The organism is Chelativorans sp. YIM 93263 (assembly GCF_028767125.1).
Classification (GTDB): domain Bacteria; phylum Pseudomonadota; class Alphaproteobacteria; order Rhizobiales; family Rhizobiaceae; genus Chelativorans.
Window position 1 is genome coordinate 473,513 of the sequence record NZ_JAKCWP010000001.1, and the last position, 15,725, is coordinate 489,237.

General features: G+C 62.9%; 12 protein-coding genes. 3 read left to right on the plus strand and 9 right to left on the minus strand.

Going from position 1 to position 15,725, the window contains the following annotated elements:
• Positions 1–136: 136 nt before the first annotated feature.
• The 3 genes from addB to trxA all read left to right on the plus strand — a co-directional run bounded on the left by addB (position 137) and on the right by trxA (position 7,177).
• Positions 137–3,259: a double-strand break repair protein AddB gene (gene addB / locus LY631_RS02325; protein WP_274423497.1), complete on the plus strand. Its 3,123-nt coding sequence runs from the start codon at positions 137–139 to the stop codon at positions 3,257–3,259.
• Positions 3,256–6,780: a double-strand break repair helicase AddA gene (addA, locus tag LY631_RS02330; RefSeq protein ID WP_274423498.1), complete on the plus strand. Its 3,525-nt coding sequence runs from the start codon at positions 3,256–3,258 to the stop codon at positions 6,778–6,780. Before addB ends, addA begins: the two co-directional genes overlap by 4 nt.
• A 73-nt stretch (positions 6,781–6,853) precedes the next feature.
• The gene (gene trxA, locus LY631_RS02335; RefSeq protein ID WP_274423499.1) at positions 6,854–7,177 is read left to right on the plus strand and encodes a thioredoxin; all 324 of its coding nucleotides are present in this window, start codon (positions 6,854–6,856) and stop codon (positions 7,175–7,177) included.
• A 72-nt stretch (positions 7,178–7,249) separates the two neighbouring features.
• On the opposite strand, the gene LY631_RS02340 is transcribed toward trxA, so the two are convergent.
• From LY631_RS02340 to LY631_RS02380, 9 genes are all read right to left on the minus strand, one after another.
• Positions 7,250–8,578 (minus strand): bifunctional folylpolyglutamate synthase/dihydrofolate synthase, encoded by a 1,329-nt coding sequence (locus LY631_RS02340; protein ID WP_274423500.1) that lies wholly within the window; start codon positions 8,576–8,578, stop codon positions 7,250–7,252.
• 29 nt (positions 8,579–8,607) lie between these two features.
• Positions 8,608–9,540, minus strand: coding sequence for an acetyl-CoA carboxylase, carboxyltransferase subunit beta (gene accD, locus LY631_RS02345; protein WP_274423501.1), 933 nt, complete (start codon positions 9,538–9,540; stop codon positions 8,608–8,610).
• A gap of 56 nt (positions 9,541–9,596) precedes the next feature.
• Complete coding sequence (trpA, locus tag LY631_RS02350; protein ID WP_274423502.1) at positions 9,597–10,439, minus strand: tryptophan synthase subunit alpha; 843 nt, start codon at positions 10,437–10,439, stop codon at positions 9,597–9,599.
• A complete protein-coding gene (gene cutA, locus LY631_RS02355) occupies positions 10,436–10,765 on the minus strand; it encodes a divalent-cation tolerance protein CutA (RefSeq protein WP_274423503.1) in 330 nt (109 codons plus the stop codon). Before cutA ends, trpA begins: the two co-directional genes overlap by 4 nt.
• A complete protein-coding gene (trpB, locus tag LY631_RS02360) occupies positions 10,765–11,985 on the minus strand; it encodes a tryptophan synthase subunit beta (protein WP_274423504.1) in 1,221 nt (406 codons plus the stop codon). Before trpB ends, cutA begins: the two co-directional genes overlap by 1 nt.
• A 14-nt stretch (positions 11,986–11,999) precedes the next feature.
• Positions 12,000–12,659 carry a phosphoribosylanthranilate isomerase gene (locus tag LY631_RS02365; protein WP_274423505.1) on the minus strand — a complete coding sequence of 220 codons (660 nt, stop codon included), beginning with the start codon at positions 12,657–12,659 and terminating at the stop codon, positions 12,000–12,002.
• Positions 12,660–13,341: 682 nt separating this feature from the next.
• Positions 13,342–14,094 (minus strand): M48 family metallopeptidase, encoded by a 753-nt coding sequence (locus LY631_RS02370; RefSeq protein ID WP_274423506.1) that lies wholly within the window; start codon positions 14,092–14,094, stop codon positions 13,342–13,344.
• Between the two features lie 122 nt (positions 14,095–14,216).
• A complete protein-coding gene (locus LY631_RS02375) occupies positions 14,217–14,630 on the minus strand; it encodes a DUF2852 domain-containing protein (protein WP_274423507.1) in 414 nt (137 codons plus the stop codon).
• 168 nt (positions 14,631–14,798) lie between these two features.
• Positions 14,799–15,578, minus strand: a complete 780-nt coding sequence (locus LY631_RS02380; RefSeq protein ID WP_274423508.1) for an alpha/beta hydrolase — start codon at positions 15,576–15,578, stop codon at positions 14,799–14,801.
• Positions 15,579–15,725: the final 147 nt, after the last annotated feature.

Sequence of the window (15,725 nt, forward strand, 5' to 3'; positions counted from 1 at the left end):
ATCATCTGGCGTTCGCGTGGTGCAGGTGGGAGAGCGATTCGGCAATGCATATAAAGATGCTCGCAGTTTCACGCGTTCTGCGCGAGCCGGCGGCGTATTCCCGCGCGCAGGTCGCGATCGAACCGAGCGGTACCGTATGAAAGACAGGTCCGAGGCACCGCACGTCTTTTCGATTCCACCGGGGGTGCCGTTTCTCCCGACCCTGGCTGATCGCTTCCTGTCGGGAGATCTGGTGCCGGGTTTCCGCTATGATGGCGATCCTCTGGCCCTCTCCGATGCCACCATATACCTTCCCACCCGACGCGCCGCGCGTGAACTGCGCAGCATCTTCGTAGAGCAGCTTGGCAATGCCTCAGCCATTCTGCCGGTGATCCGGCCCTTGGGCGAATTCGAGGCCGATTCGGTGGATCTGTTGTCGGAAGGCGGAACGGCCTCCCTTGATCATGCGCCAGCCATCGGCAATCTCGACCGCATCCTGTTGCTCGGCGCGCTCGTCCAGGCCTGGAAGGGCCGTGTGCCTGCACATGTTGCCGCGCTCTTCGAGGAAGGCGTCCTCGTCCCCGCTTCGGTCGGAGACAGCCTCTGGCTCGCGCGCGATCTTGCCGACCTCATGGATGAGGTCGAGACGGAGGAGGCGGATTGGATCAGGCTCGGCAGGCTTGTTCCGGATGAACTGGCGAGCTGGTGGCAGGTCACGCTTGAGTTTTTACGCATCGTGACGAGTGCCTGGCCCTCCATTCTGGACGAACAGGGTCGCTCGAGCCCGGCCGCCCATCGCAATGCCATGCTCGCGGCGGAGGCCGAAAGGCTTAAGCGCAGTCCGCCGCGCGGGCCGGTGATCGCGGCGGGTTCCACCGGATCCATTCCCGCAACGGCTCGCCTCCTCGGCACCATTGCGCGGCTCGGTCAGGGCGCGGTCGTCTTGCCCGGCCTCGACCTGCAGCTTGATGAGACCGCTTGGGAAGCGATCGGCGCGACGGAGGAGCCTGCGGCCTGCGGGCACCCACAGTTCGGCTTAAAGAAACTCATCAAAACGATGGCCATCACCCGCCAGGACGTTGTGGAAGTGGCCACCCCGGCATCCCCGCTTTCTGCCCGGCGCAGGCTGCTTTCCGAGGCACTGCGTCCAGCGGAGACGACGGACCTGTGGGCCGCCAACAGATCGGCGATCGACAGAGTGCTCTCAGACGGCGCGCTTACCGGCGTCAGCCTGGTCGAAGCGGCGAACGAGCGGGAGGAAGCCGCCGCCATCGCCGCGGCCTTGCGCCATGCCATCGCGCGGGAGGGAAAAACCGCCGCGTTAGTTACGCCCGACCGGGCGCTTGCCCGCCGTGTTTCCGCCGAGCTTCGCCGGTTTGGCGTTCGGGCGGACGATTCCGGGGGGCGGCTGCTTTCTGAGACCGCGCCGGCCACGCTTATGCGTTTGATGTTGGAAACGGTTTGCCGGCCGGAAGAACCGGTCGCCATTGTCGGGCTGCTGAAGCATCCGCTTTTGCGGCTCGGCCTTCCACGCGAGAACGTGCGCGAGGCGGCGGAGTTGATCGAGCTGGTCGCCTTGCGCGGTGGCACGGGCCGTCCGGATATCGCAGGGCTCATGGAACTGTTCGATCGACGCCTAACGGAAATCGAGCGCCCTCCATTTTGGCTGCCACGGTTTAACAGGGCTGAAATCGATAGCGCGCGAAAGGTTCTTTCGGCGCTTGCCGAGGCGATCGCCCCGCTGAGCCGGTTGCGGGATAAGGGAGCCGACGCGCTCTCGCAGTTCGCGCACACCACCGTCAAATCCGTCGAAGCTCTGGCGCGCGATACGGATGGCACGCTGACGGAATTTTACCGGGGGGAAACCGGGGAAGCGCTCGCGCGCTTCCTGCGCGAGCTGGTGGAAGCCCGCTCAGGCATCGAGCTCGCACTTGCGGAGTGGCCGGACGTTTTCGCCGCGCTCATGGCGGGCGAGATCGTCAAGCCGAGCGCCGGTGCGGACCATCGCGTTGCCATTTGGGGACCGTTGGAGGCACGCCTGCAAACGGTTGACACCCTGGTTCTCGGCGGCCTGAACGAGGGATCATGGCCGCAAGTGCCTGCTTCGGATCGCTTCATGTCGCGCCTGATGAAGGGCGAGATGCAGTTGGAGCCGCCGGAGCGGCGGATCGGCCTTGCCGCCCATGATTTCATGATGGCGCTCGGCGCGACGGAGGTGGTACTTAGCCGCTCCGCCCGTTCCGAAAGCGCACCAGCCGTCGCGTCCCGCTGGCTTCAGCGGCTTACCGCCTGTGCGGGCACGGAAGAGGCGGAAGCCATGCGCGTGCGTGGGCGCCGCTTCGTTGCCTGGGCGCATGCACTGGAATCGCGGCCCGATGTCCCGTTTGCTCAACGCCCCTGCCCCGCACCGCCGCTCGAAGCACGCCCGCAACGCTTCTCCGTCACCGAGATCGAAACGTTGCGACGTGACCCCTACGCAGTCTATGCCAAACGCATTCTCCGGCTTCTTCCCCTTGATCCGCTGATCCGTGACCCGGGCGCGGCCGAGCGCGGCTCCCTCTTTCATGACATCCTGCAGGCTTTCACCGAATCGGGCGCGGATCCTCGTGCTGGCGATGCGCTCGACCGGCTCGTTGCCGCGGGCCGGCAACTGTTCGCCGAAGCCGCCCTGCCCCCCGATATCCAGGCGGTCTGGTGGCCGCGGTTCGAGCGCACGGCCCGTTCGGTTATAGAGTGGGAGCGTGCTCGCGCTGAAAGAATCGTCGCGCGCCATGCGGAAATCCGTGCCGAGGCTATAGAGGTCGGCGCGACGGGCAAGCGTTTGTCAGGCCGTGCGGACCGTGTGGACATCCGGCTGGACGGCACCGCCGACATTATCGACTACAAGACCGGCTCCCAGCCCTCCAAGACACAGGCACACCGTCTTCTCGCGCCCCAGCTTCCGCTGGAGGCCGCTTTGGTAAGCCGTGGAGCCTTCAAGGACTTGGGCGGGCTTACCCCAGGTGACCTCTGCTATGTCCGACTGCGGGCGAACGGGAGCCTGGAACCGGAATCAATTCTCAAGATCAGAAACTCCGAAAAGAGCGGGAGCGCTCTGGCCGAAGAAGCATGGGAGCGGTTGGAGAAGCTGCTTGCCTATTACGGGCGCACCGAGACCGGTTATCTCTCCCGCGCCCTTCCCTTCAAGGAAGGCGATGTCGAGGGTGATTACGATCACCTTGCGCGGGTGCTGGAATGGTCGGCTGGGGGTGATGCCGAGGGCTCGGGAGGCACGGAATGACGAAAGATTTCCGCATTCCCGAAGACACGCTCCGTAGCCAGGCGCTGGCTTCGAACCCGGATCTTTCCGCCTGGGTGTCGGCGAACGCCGGATCGGGCAAAACGCATGTGCTGGCAAGCCGGGTGATCCGCCTGCTACTCAAGGGGACAGACCCCTCCAAAATTCTCTGTCTCACCTATACACGCGCTGCCGCCGCGAACATGGCCAATCGCGTGTTTCAAAACCTGGCCGGCTGGAGCCTCTTGCCGGACGAGAAGCTCGCGGACGAAGTGGAAAAGCTCGAAGGCTTCCGGCCCGACCCGGAAAAGCTCAGCCGCGCGCGCCGTCTTTTCGCCCGAGCACTGGAAACGCCCGGCGGCTTGAAGATCCAGACCATCCACGCTTTTTGCGAAGCCATCCTGCATCAATTCCCGCTGGAGGCGAATATTGCAGGTCACTTCGAATTGCTCGACACGCAAATGGAGGAGGTCCTTTTCGCCGAGGCCCGCCGCGATTTGCTGACTCGTGTCGCGGCCGAGCGTGACGGACCGCTCGCCGATGCCTTCGCCCAGGTGCTGGATCGCGGCGGTGAAGCTGGGTTGCAGAATCTGCTCACGGAAATCGTGGCGAAGCGTGAAGATCTGCGCCGGTTCATCGATGCCGTGTGGGACGAAAAGCGCCCTTATCCGAGCCTTCTTGCGCAGTTCGGCTTCTCCGAAGGGGAAACGGCGGAAAAGCTGGCACAGGATGTCTGGCCTGTGTCTGGCTTCAGCCCGGCCGAGTTCGGCACTTTCGTCCAGGCGGCGGAAGAGACCGACGCGCGCAGCGTCCTGAAGTATATTGTTCCTTTTGCATCTCAAGCGTTTGCTGAGACCGACTCCATTCGCCGGCTGGAGTTTCTGGCGAAAGCCTTCCTGAAAGACAGTGGCGAGCCCTATGGGGAAAAGACCTTCAAGGCGGCGCTGAAGACCCGTTTGCCGGGCATATACGAGCGCTATCTGGCGGCGGTCGAGGCGATTGGCGCAGCGGCCGACCGGCTGGCGCTTTTCCGTATGTTGGAGGCTACGAGCGGTGCGCTTGCCATCGCCGATGCATTGATCGCCCGCTACGAGAAGCTGAAGCGCGCCCGCGGCTTTCTCGATTTCAACGACCTCATCATGCGCACGCTGCGTCTCCTCGCCCGCGAGGATGTCGGCCCCTGGGTTCAATACAAGCTCGACCGCGGCATCGACCATACCCTGATCGACGAGGCGCAGGACACGAGCCCGCAGCAATGGCGGATCGTGCAGGCCCTGGCCGAGGAATTTTTCGCCGGAAAGGGTCAGCGCGAGGGTGTCGATCGCACGATCTTTGCCGTGGGTGACGAAAAACAGTCGATTTACTCCTTCCAGGGCGCTGAACCTGAAGCCTTCGCGGAAACGGGTGCTACCTTCGCAACACACGTGCCCCACTCGGGAGGGCGCTTCGAGCGCGTGCGGCTCATGCGCTCCTTCCGCTCGACCGAAGATGTTTTGCGCGCGGTTGACCGGGTCTTTGCACGTGAGGAAGCTCGCCGCGGATTGACGCGCGATGAAGAACCGGTCGAGCACAAGGCAATACGCGAAAACGCCCCCGGCTACGTCGAGATTTGGCCGCCTCTGGGTCCTGAGGTGGTGGAGGAGCCCGACGACTGGACTGAACCGGTAGACCACGCTTCTGCCCCTGCCGCGCGTCTGGCAGAAGTGATCGCTGCAAAAATCGAGACCTGGTTGAAGAACGGCGAAGTGCTGGAGGGAAAGCATCGCCGCCTCCGGCCCGGCGATATCATGATCCTGGTGAGAAAACGTGATCGTTTCGTCCATGCGCTCTCCAGAAGCCTGAAAAACCGGCGCATCTCGGTGGCCGGCGCCGACCGACTGCGCCTAACCGCACATATAGCGGTCAAGGATCTCATGGCGCTTGGGCGTTTCCTCCTCCAGCCTCACGACGATCTCTCGCTCGCCGCTGTTCTGAAAAGCCCTCTTTTTGATCTGGATGAGGATGCGCTGTTTGATCTCGCATCGCCGCGCAAAGACAACGCTTCCCTGTTTGGCACCTTGCGCGAAAAGGCACAGACGGACGCGAAGCTGAGCTCGATCCTGGAGATTCTTCTCGGATGGCAGTCCGAGGCGGCGTTCAAACCCGTCTTCGAATTCTACGCCGGCCTTCTCTCCGGCACGCCGGCGCGGGAGGGCGCACGCGGCCAGTTTGTCGCCCGATTGGGGCATGAGGCGAACGATATCCTCGATGAGTTCCTTTCCTACTGTTTGGCGGCCGAGAAGACCGGCCTGATCGGCCTGGAATCCGTTCTGGCGACGCTGGAGGGCGCGGCGCCCGAGATTAAGCGGGAAATGGACCAGTCGCGCGACGAAATCCGCATCATGACCGTTCACGCGGCGAAAGGGCTGGAAGCGCCGGTCGTCTTCCTTGTGGATCCCGGAAGCGCGCCGGTCAGCAACAGTCACATGCCAAATCTGATGCCCTTTCCGATGAAGGGTGAGGGTCCGCCCCTGACCGGCTATCTTTGGCGGCAGGGCAGAGACCTGGCCAATTCTGTCGCCCGTCAGTTTGAAACTGATTTCCGGGGCAAGGGCGAAGAAGAGTATCGCCGCCTGCTTTATGTCGGGATGACGCGCGCCGAAGACCGCCTCATCGTCAGTGGCTATCACGGGGTGCGCGGACCGGCGCCGCTGAGCTGGCATACACTTGTCAGCGAGGCATTTTCCGATCAGGCCGGTACAGAAATGATCGAGGAGCCCGCTCTCAAAGCACCCGTGCTCCGCTTCCGGGTGACGCCTGTATCGGAAACTGCCATCGAAGAAACGGGGGAGATGGAATCGGAAACATTCGACCTGCCGACGGAATTGCGGGAACCGCTCCCACCGCCGCCCGCTCTGCCGCGCCCTCTCTCGCCTTCGGGCGCCGGCGCCCTTATCGAGGACGATTACGAACCGGCAGCCTTGAAGCGCTCGCCGGTTCTGGATGCCGCATCTCAGCCGGGTTTGGCGCTCGAACGCGGTAATGCGGTGCACCGCCTGCTCCAGGTCTTGCCCGAACTCCCGCCTGTTGACCGAGAGGCTGCGGTACGCCGCTATCTCGGGCGTGTGGGTGCAAAGTGGACGCAGCTGGAGCGGGAGAATGCCTGCCGCTCCGTCATCAAGGTCTTGGAGGATGCGAGCTTCGCCCCGATCTTCTCAAGCGATTCGCGGGCGGAGGTCTCGGTAATGGGAGAACTGATGATAGCCGGCGCGCGCCGCGCGGTGAGCGGCAAGATCGATCGTCTTGCCGTTACCGATAAGGAAGTGCTGATCGTAGACTACAAGACCAACCGGCCTGCGCCGGAGGTGATTGAAGACGTGCCGGAAGGTTATATCGCCCAGCTCGCTCTTTATGTGGAGCTTCTGAAGCCGCTTTATCCGAGCAAGCGCATCTCGGCCGCCTTGCTGTTTACCGAGATTCCGCGGCTCCTTCCGCTGGGCGGTGACGAACTGGGCGCTGCGCTTGCCCGACTCACGAAGGCGTGACAAAAGAAGCATTGAACTCGTTTCCACCGTTCCCCACATGCAGGGACAACTCTTGTGATATATGGAGAGGCTGATGGCCACCGTCACCGTTGATACGAACAGTTTCCAGTCCGATGTCCTGCAGGCGAGCGAGCCTGTCGTCGTGGATTTCTGGGCGGAATGGTGTGGCCCCTGCAAGATGATTTCCCCGGCGCTCGAGGAAATTGCCGGGGAAATGGACGGCAAGATCAAAGTCGCCAAGCTGAACATCGACGAAAACCCGGAAATCGCTGCGCAGTATGGTGTGCGTTCGATTCCGACGCTGATGCTTTTCAAGGATGGCGAAGTGACCGATATGAAGGTCGGCGCCGCGCCCAAGACAGCGCTTTCGGCCTGGATCGGCGGTGCGGTCGCATAGCGCATTTGCAGGCAAGCAAGTTTTCCAGACCCGGCCTTGGCGCCGGGTCTTTCTATTTCGGCAAAGTTCCAGTCAGCGCGGCGGGGTTCCGTTCTCCGCCAGTACCTCGCCCACCAGATAGAGCGAGCCGCCGATCAGGATTCGCGGCGGCACCGCCTCGTGCCAAGTGTCGCGCAGGAGCTTCAATGCGTTCGCGGTCGAGTTCACCGGTTCGGCCGGAACCCCGGCCTCCGTCGCCCGGGCGGCAAGTTCCGAATTTGGAACGCCTGAGTCGCTGTTCGCTACCGGCACGGTGTAGCCGTGCCGGGTTATGTCCGCGAACGCGTGAAAATATCCCGCCTGATCCTTGGTGTTGAGCATTCCGATAATGAGGAGGAGCGGCCGCGGCCGCTTATCTTCCGCTTCGGCCAGCGCTTCGGCGATGGCAGCCGCGGCGTCCGGATTGTGCCCGCCGTCGATCCAGATCTCCGCCCCTTCCGGAGCGAGCGACGTCAATCTGCCCTCGGGCAGAAGCTGCAGGCGGCCGGGCCATGAGACATCCGTCATGGCCTGCTCGGCAACGCGGTCGCTGACCGGGAACCCGGCGGCCTTAACCGCGGAGATGGCAGCAGCGGCGTTGGAAAGCTGATGGCGCCCGACAAGGCGCGGCAGAGGCAGGTCGAAAAGCCCATCATCGTCCTGATAGACCATCCGGCCGTTCTCCTCCAACGCCATGAAATCCTGGCCGTAAATGCTGAGCGGCGCGCCGAGCCGCTCGGCCGTTTCAATCATGACCTCGCGCGCCGCATCCCACTCCTGCTGGCCGACAATCACTGGCACGCCGCGTTTGATGATGCCCGCCTTCTCGGCGGCGATCAGTTCCACCCGGTCGCCTAGATAGGCTTCATGGTCCATCGCCACCGGCATGATGACGCTCACGGCCGGCTTCGCAATAACGTTTGTAGCGTCGAAACGACCGCCGAGGCCCACCTCGACGATGGCCGCGTCGGCAGGATGCTCTGAAAACAGGATGAACATGACGGCGGTGAGAATCTCGAAGACGGTGATCATCTCTCCGCGATTGGCCACGGCGACGCGCTCTACGGCCTCGGATAACACGGCATCCTCGACGAGCTGCCCGCCGCCCTCCGCGCCCAGCCGGAAGCGCTCGTGCCAGTTCACCAGGTGCGGAGAGGTATGGACATGTACCGTTCTGCCACTCGCTTCGAGGAGCGCGCGCGCAAAGGCGGCCGCCGAGCCCTTGCCGTTCGTGCCGGCGATGTGAATGACGGGCGGAAGTTTCTCGTGCGGATTGTCCAGGCGTTCCAGCAGCCGGGAGATGCGCTCCAGCGACAGGTCGAAGCCCTTGGGATGGAGCGACATGAGGCGCTCGATGGCGCGTTCGGCGGTGTCCACGGTCATGCGCCTGCCTGAAGTCTCCCTGACAGCCTTTACGCCTGTTCGGATTCTTCGGCGGGTTCGGCTTCCTCCGGCGCGGGAAGTTCGGCCGTCACCTCGTCTTCGGGCGAAACACTCGGCGTCTTGAGCAGGATCTTCAGAAGCCGCGCAATGGTCTCCTTCAGCTCCGGCCGCGGCACGACCATATCCACCATGCCGTGCTCCATCAGATACTCGGCACGCTGGAAACCTTCCGGCAGCTTTTCGCGGATCGTCTGCTCGATGACGCGCGGGCCGGCGAAGCCGATCAACGCGCCCGGCTCGGCAATGTGGACGTCGCCCAACATGGCGTAGGAAGCCGTCACGCCGCCCGTCGTCGGATTGGTGAGCACGACGATATAGGGCAGTCCCGCCTCTTTCAGCCGGTCGACCGCCACGGTGGTGCGCGGCAGTTGCATCAGCGAGAAAATGCCTTCCTGCATACGTGCGCCGCCGGAGGCCGCGAAAAGCACCAACGGAAGCTGGCGCTCGACAGCCGTCTCGAATCCGCGGACAATCGCCTCGCCCGCCGCCATGCCGAGCGAGCCGCCGATGAACGCGAAATCCTGGACGGTCGCGAGTATCTCCAGCCCCTCGATTCGACCAACGGCGTTTATCACCGCGTCTTCCAGCCCCGTCTTCGTGCGTGCATCGCGCAGGCGATCGTAGTAGCGCCGCTCGTCGCGGAACTTCAGGGGATCGGTCGGAACCTTCGGATTTTCCAAAAGCTCGTACTGGCCGTCATCAAAGAAGAAATTGAGCCGCGCCTTGCCCGGAATCTTCATATGATAGCCGGAGGACGGTATAACTGACTGGTTCTCCTCCAGATCCTTATGAAAAACCATCTCCCCCGTTTCCGGGCATTTGACCCAGAGATTTTCCGGCATTTCGCGCCGGCCGAACATGGAATTGATCTTCGGCCGCACATAATTGGTGATCCAGTTCATGGGCCCGGCCCTTCCTTTCCATTCCGGAGTGTATTCATCCGGTATAAATGCGTTCTTTATTCGGCGGCTGCAAGGCGGGCTTCGCGCACGCCCTCGGCCAATCCGCGCACCAGCGTGGCCACCGCCTCGGCCGGATCAGCAGTGGTGCGCCCATCCGGTCCGATGACGTTGGCCACGGCGTTGACGATGGCCGTGCCGACCACCACACCGTCGGCGGCTGCGCCGATGGCGCGCGCCTGGCTCGCCGTTTTCACGCCGAAGCCGACACAGACCGGCAGCGTTGTGTGGCGCTTGATGCGCGAGACCGCCGCGCCCACTTTCGAGGCATCCGGCAATGCCGAACCGGTGATTCCGGTCATGGAGACGTAGTAGACGAAGCCCGAAGTGTTTTCGAGCACCTTTGGCAGCCGCTTGTCGTCCGTTGTCGGCGTGGCAAGGCGGATGAAATGGATGCCCGCCTCAAGCGCCGGCAGGCACAATTCGTCATCCGTTTCAGGCGGCAGGTCGACAATGATGAGACCGTCGACCCCGGCCGCCTTTGCATCGATGAGGAAGCGTTCGACGCCGTAGGTGTAGATAGGGTTGTAATACCCCATCATGACGATCGGTGTGTCGTCGTTTTCCTCGCGGAACGTCTTTGCCATCTCAAGTGTCCTGGCGAGGGTCTGCCCGCCCTTCAGCGCTCTGAGCCCCGCTGCCTGGATGGTCGGTCCGTCCGCCATCGGGTCGGAAAAAGGCATGCCGAGCTCGATGATGTCGCTGCCGGCCCTGGGCAGCGCCTTCATGACGGAAAGCGACGTCTCGTAGTCGGGATCGCCGCCCATGAAGTAGGTCACCAGAGCCGGACGGTTTTCGGCCTTCAGACGTTCAAAAAGCCTCTCGATACGGGTGGCGGTCATGCCGGTTCCCTCGTTTCCTCGCGCAACCAGTCGGCATAGGCCTGGTCGATATGGGTGAGTTCCGTCGCCACGATGGATGGCACCTCGAAAGGGTGCAAGGGCCGCACCGTGTCGCAAACGGCTTTGAAGTGCTCGGCCCGTGTCTTTAGCACCACCGGTACCTCTTCATCCGTCTCGACTCCGCCCTTCCAGCGATACTGGCTGGCGATCGGGGCGAAAATATTGGCACAGGCGGCCAGCCGCTCCTCGATACACGCTGCCGCGATCCTTTCGGCCGTTTCCCGGTCGGGGCAGTTTACCCAGATGTCGATGAAGTGCAGGCTCATCAGATGTCCTTGCCCAGATATTTGGCGACGGAGAAGACGTCCTTGTCGCCGCGTCCGCACAGGTTCATGATGATGATCTCATCGCGCCCCATCTTCGGTGCGCGCTTGATGACCTCGGCCAGCGCGTGCGCGGGCTCGAGCGCGGGAATGATGCCTTCGAGGCGGGTCAGAAGCTGAAAAGCTTCCAGTGCCTCGTCGTCTGTGATCGGCACATATTCGACGCGCCCCGTCTCCTTCAGCCAAGAATGCTCCGGCCCGATGCCGGGATAGTCGAGCCCGGCGGAGATGGAGTGGCCTTCCTTTATCTGTCCGTCGTCGTTTTGCAGCAGATAGGTGCGGTTACCATGCAGAACGCCGGGTGTGCCGGCCGTCAGCGACGCGCAGTGCTCCTCGCCTTCAAGCCCCTTGCCGCCCGCTTCCACGCCGACGATGGAAACCTCCTTGTCGTCGAGGAAAGGATGGAAAAGTCCGATGGCGTTGGAGCCGCCGCCGACCGCGGCGACCAAGAGGTCCGGCATCCTGCCTTCGGCTTCCAGGATCTGCTGCCGCGCCTCGCGGCCGATGACGGACTGAAACTCGCGCACCAGCTCCGGATAGGGATGCGGGCCCGCTGCCGTTCCGATCAGATAGTAGGTGTCCTCGACATTGGTCACCCAGTCGCGCAGAGCTTCGTTCATGGCGTCCTTGAGCGTGCCGTGGCCGGCCGTCACCGGCTTCACCTCGGCTCCCAGCAGCTTCATGCGGAAGACGTTCGGCGCCTGCCGCTCGACGTCCGTCGCGCCCATATAGACGACACAGGGCAGGCCGAAGCGGGCCGCCACCGTGGCTGTCGCCACACCGTGCTGGCCAGCGCCGGTCTCGGCGATGATGCGCGTCTTGCCCATTCGTTTGGCCAGCAGGATCTGACCGAGACAATTGTTGATCTTGTGGCTGCCGGTGTGGTTCAGCTCATCGCGCTTGAAGTAGATCTTGGCGCCGCCAAGATGCTCCGTCAGCCGCTCGGCGAAATAAAGCGGCGAGGGCCGGCCCGTGTAATGCGTGGCCAAATCGTCCAGCTCCGCCTTGAACGTGGGATCTTCCCTGGCCGCGTTCCAGTGGCTCTCCAGTTCCAGAATCAGCGGCATCAGCGTTTCGGCCACGAAACGGCCGCCGAAAATGCCGAACTTGCCCTGTTCATCCGGGCCGGTGCGGAAGGAGTTTGGTTCAGCCGGCTTGTTCATGCCGTCTCCTGTTGTCATGCCGCATTACCGCTGCGCGCCGACCTTGTGGCGCTGAAGAATGCGCGTATCAGTTCCGGGTCCTTTTCGCCCGGCGCTCGCTCCACGCCGGAGGAAACATCAATGCCGCGCGGACGAACGACCGTAAGGGCCTCGCCGATATTGGCAGCGTTCAGGCCACCGGAAAGCATGTAATCGACTTCTTCGTCAAGAAAAGCCAGAAGCGACCAATCGAAGGCGATTCCGTTTCCGCCGGGAAGCCGGGCCCCGGCGGCCGGCTTGGCGTCGAGCAGGAAGCGGTCGGCAATCCCGCGGTAGCGTGTGAGGGCGTCGAGATCTTCCGACTCGCGGATCGGAATCGCCTTCATGACCGGCAGTCCGGAGCGTTCCTTGATCTCGCCGACCCGGTCCGGGCTTTCCTTGCCGTGAAGCTGCAGGAGGTCGGGGCGCATGGCTTCCAAGATCCGATCCAGCTCCGAGTCCTCGGCGTCAACCGTGACGGCCACCACCTTCGCCCGACGCTCGGCCAGACGCCTGAGCTGCCCGGCTTCTTCAGCGCTGACATGGCGCGGACTCTTCTCAAAGAAGATAAAACCGATATGGCTCGCCCCGCCGTCCAGCGCGGCGGTAACCGCCTCCTCGGTCTTGAGACCGCATATCTTGATGTCGAGTGTCATGGGACAGGAAGTGACATGAAATGGCGTTTGAGTCGAGGTGTGATTGCGCGAGGTCGAGCGGAGAATCGAGACTTTACAGGTTCCATGGAGGCATACCTATTCGTTCCCGCGCGGCTCTTCTCCGCCGAGGTTTGTCAAAGATCGGGAAACGGGGCGCGTGGTCCGAGCCTCTCTGTTAGTTTATGTGGCGCGTTCCACGCGCCCCGCCGACCGCTGTCCCGCGGTTGGCCGGTCACTCGGGCTTCTCTCTCCTGCCCGGCTGCACCCAAGTAGGGGGTGGTCTTGGCCGGGCCGAAGAAGAAGACCTAGCGGCGTCTCCGCGGCTGCCCGACACCGTCTGGAACCCGGTGCCCGGTTGTTCCGCCGAAGCTGACTGTCACCCAGCACCCCGGCGCCGCCGGCCAGTTGCGGGCCCTCACATGCCTCCAGGTACCGGATCCCTGGAGGGGGAGGCTGCCGCCGCCCTCCCGAACACCCGGTGCGCATCCGGTTCCCGTGAGGGCGATGGGTGCATGATAAGAGCGGCTGAGAGGGCGGGGATAAAATTCCTAGAAAAAAGAAATCAGCCTGCTGACATATGCTGACAAGTGATGGCGGCGAGAAAATAAAAAAAACGGGTTAGGTGGCGAGAAACTTGCTGACGGATAAACGCGCGGGAACATGGCCATCCTGATTTGCGAAGCTAGTCGAACCGTATCGCCTGCAGCGCGGTTCCGTTCCGCTTCAGCCAGGCCTTGCAGCGGGCGGTGTCGGGGCAGAGTTCCTCGCACAGCTTCCAGAAACGGGGGCCGTGATTCATCTCTTTGAGATGGGCGACCTCGTGCGCAACCAGATAATTTATGATCGGTCGCGGCGCCATCATGATGCGCCAGGAAAAGGACAGCGTGCCGTCGGAGGTGCATGAACCCCAGCGGCTGCTTGTATCCCGATAGCGTATCGCATTTGCCCGCCGGCCGGCTTGGGCCGTGTGCCGGGCAACCAGCGGCTCGATTTCCCGCCGTGCCTCGCGTTTCAGGAAATCGGCGATGCGCCGCGGCAGATGCCGTGGATCGCCATTGACCACCAGGGCCGGTTGGCCGTCCACCTCGGTGACGGTCACGGTACCGCGCCGGCCCGGCTCGTTTACCACGAGATGGGGCACGCCGCGCAAAGGAACCTTGATCCCGGCCCGCACGAGCGGCTGCTCGGGCAGTTTTTGCAGGCGTTCTTTCAGCCAGCCTTCATGACGCGTCAGAAAGCGCTCCACTTCGCGCGCGGAAAGCCCCGGCGGAACCGTGACGCGCAACCCGGCCCCGCCTGGCTGGATCCTGAGCGTCAGCCGGCGAGCCCGGGCGTTCTCGACGATTTTCAGCGGCAGTTCGCGCCCGGCGACGACATGTGTGCGCTCGGTCGAGGCGGTCCTTAGCGGAGCTGTTTTGGAACGGCGGGCCAACATGCACTCAGGATAGGTGATTCGCTCCGGGAGTGAGCGAAAATTCTGCGGTCATGCCGCCATGCAAAAGCGACGCCCGGAGGCGCCGCTTAGAAGGGGTAGGCTGTTGGTCTCGACCGCGAAGATCAGTCGATATCCGCTGTGGGGGCGTTCGAACCGCGATTGGCTTTCTCGTTCATGAAGCGGTCGAACTCTTCCTGGTCCTTGGCACGGCGGAGTTCGCGCACATACTCATCGAACTCATCGCGCATCGCCTCGAGCCTGCGGCGCTCTTCGGCGAGGCGCTCCAGCTCTTTCTCACGCCACTCGTCGAAAGCAACATTACCTGTGCGCGCATGAGCGCGTGTGGCCGAGCGATAATTGGAGAACATGCCGTCTGTCGCGCGGTTCACTTCCCGCTTGAAATCGCCGAGCCGATCACCCCAAAGGATGTAGGCAAGCATTGCAAGGCCAAGCGGCCAGAAGAATATGAAGCCGATCACCATCAAGGCGATCGTTGCCGGCGTCCAGGCCGGCCGGATCATTGCTGAATTCGTCATTACCGGTTCCTCATCAGGTTCATCAAAGGCTGCGCCCGCATCAGGTTCATCAAAGGCTGCCGCCCGATTGAAATGGGAAGGCCATGGGGCTCTTTCAAGGCAGAAGGCGCTTAAACCGGATCGCGTGCTCAGTCTCTCATTCAATTCATAGAAGATAAAAGGTATCTGTCAGCCCTTTGCCGCATGCTCGACAAGCGAGGCCGCCACCCGCAGGATGAGCTTGATATCCTGCGGGCGGGAGAGCCGGTGGTCCCCTCCGCGAATGAGAGAGAGCGTCACGTCGTCGGCCGGCAGGTGCTCGACCAGCCGCATGGCATGGCGGTAAGGTACGTCCGGATCCGCCATGCCCTGCAGGATGTGAACCGGGCAATGCGTATCGATGATGCCTTCGAGCACGCGATTGCGGCGCCCGTCCTCGAGAAAGGCTCTGGTGTAGATATTCGGCTCGGGAGAATAGTCCGACGCTTCCTCGAAATAGCCCTGGGTCTCCAGCGCTTCCCGCTGGGAGGCATTCAGCGCCGGCTCTATCAGCTCCGTCGTGAAATCCGGCGCAGGAGCCAGAAGCAACAGTCCCCCCACGCGATCTCCTTCGCCGGCCTTCCGCAACTCCTGCACCATTCGAAGTGCGATCCAGGCGCCCATGGATGAGCCGACGAGGATCTGCCGGTCTTGCGTGAAATGGCGGAAAACGGCGAGGCTTTCCTCCAGCCAGCGCGAAATTGTGCCATCCGCGAAGTCGCCGCCGGATTCGCCATGGCCGGAATAGTCATGCCGGGTGGCGGTGAGACCCTGCTCGCCGGCCCATTCGTCGAGCGCGGCAGCCTTGGTTCCTGACATGTCGGAACGATAGCCCCCAAGCCATACGAGCCCCGGCGCACGGCCGGCGCGGTGGCGCACGGCGATGGCATTCCCGTTCACCTCGATTCGCTCCGGGGCGATCTCGTTCATGGCGGTTCCTCCTTTACGCGAAAGTGCCGTCGGCTGTACGGTTCCGGAGAAAGGGCATATACCGCCGCTTGCCCCGTGATTCTTTCGCCACCTTGTGTTATTGACTCTCACTGCTCCGAACACACATAGGCTTGGCCGAGCCGTTCG

Bases quoted from the DNA above. Each gene is read 5' to 3' on its own strand.
- addB (WP_274423497.1), top strand. From the start codon at position 137: ATGAAAGACAGGTCCGAGGCACCGCACGTCTTTTCGATTCCACCGGGG.
- addA (WP_274423498.1), top strand. From the start codon at position 3,256: ATGACGAAAGATTTCCGCATTCCCGAAGACACGCTCCGTAGCCAGGCG.
- trxA (WP_274423499.1), top strand. From the start codon at position 6,854: ATGGCCACCGTCACCGTTGATACGAACAGTTTCCAGTCCGATGTCCTG.
- LY631_RS02340 (WP_274423500.1), bottom strand. From the start codon at position 8,578: ATGACCGTGGACACCGCCGAACGCGCCATCGAGCGCCTCATGTCGCTC.
- accD (WP_274423501.1), bottom strand. From the start codon at position 9,540: ATGAACTGGATCACCAATTATGTGCGGCCGAAGATCAATTCCATGTTC.
- trpA (WP_274423502.1), bottom strand. From the start codon at position 10,439: ATGACCGCCACCCGTATCGAGAGGCTTTTTGAACGTCTGAAGGCCGAA.
- cutA (WP_274423503.1), bottom strand. From the start codon at position 10,765: ATGAGCCTGCACTTCATCGACATCTGGGTAAACTGCCCCGACCGGGAA.
- trpB (WP_274423504.1), bottom strand. From the start codon at position 11,985: ATGAACAAGCCGGCTGAACCAAACTCCTTCCGCACCGGCCCGGATGAA.
- LY631_RS02365 (WP_274423505.1), bottom strand. From the start codon at position 12,659: ATGACACTCGACATCAAGATATGCGGTCTCAAGACCGAGGAGGCGGTT.
- LY631_RS02370 (WP_274423506.1), bottom strand. From the start codon at position 14,094: ATGTTGGCCCGCCGTTCCAAAACAGCTCCGCTAAGGACCGCCTCGACC.
- LY631_RS02375 (WP_274423507.1), bottom strand. From the start codon at position 14,630: ATGACGAATTCAGCAATGATCCGGCCGGCCTGGACGCCGGCAACGATC.
- LY631_RS02380 (WP_274423508.1), bottom strand. From the start codon at position 15,578: ATGAACGAGATCGCCCCGGAGCGAATCGAGGTGAACGGGAATGCCATC.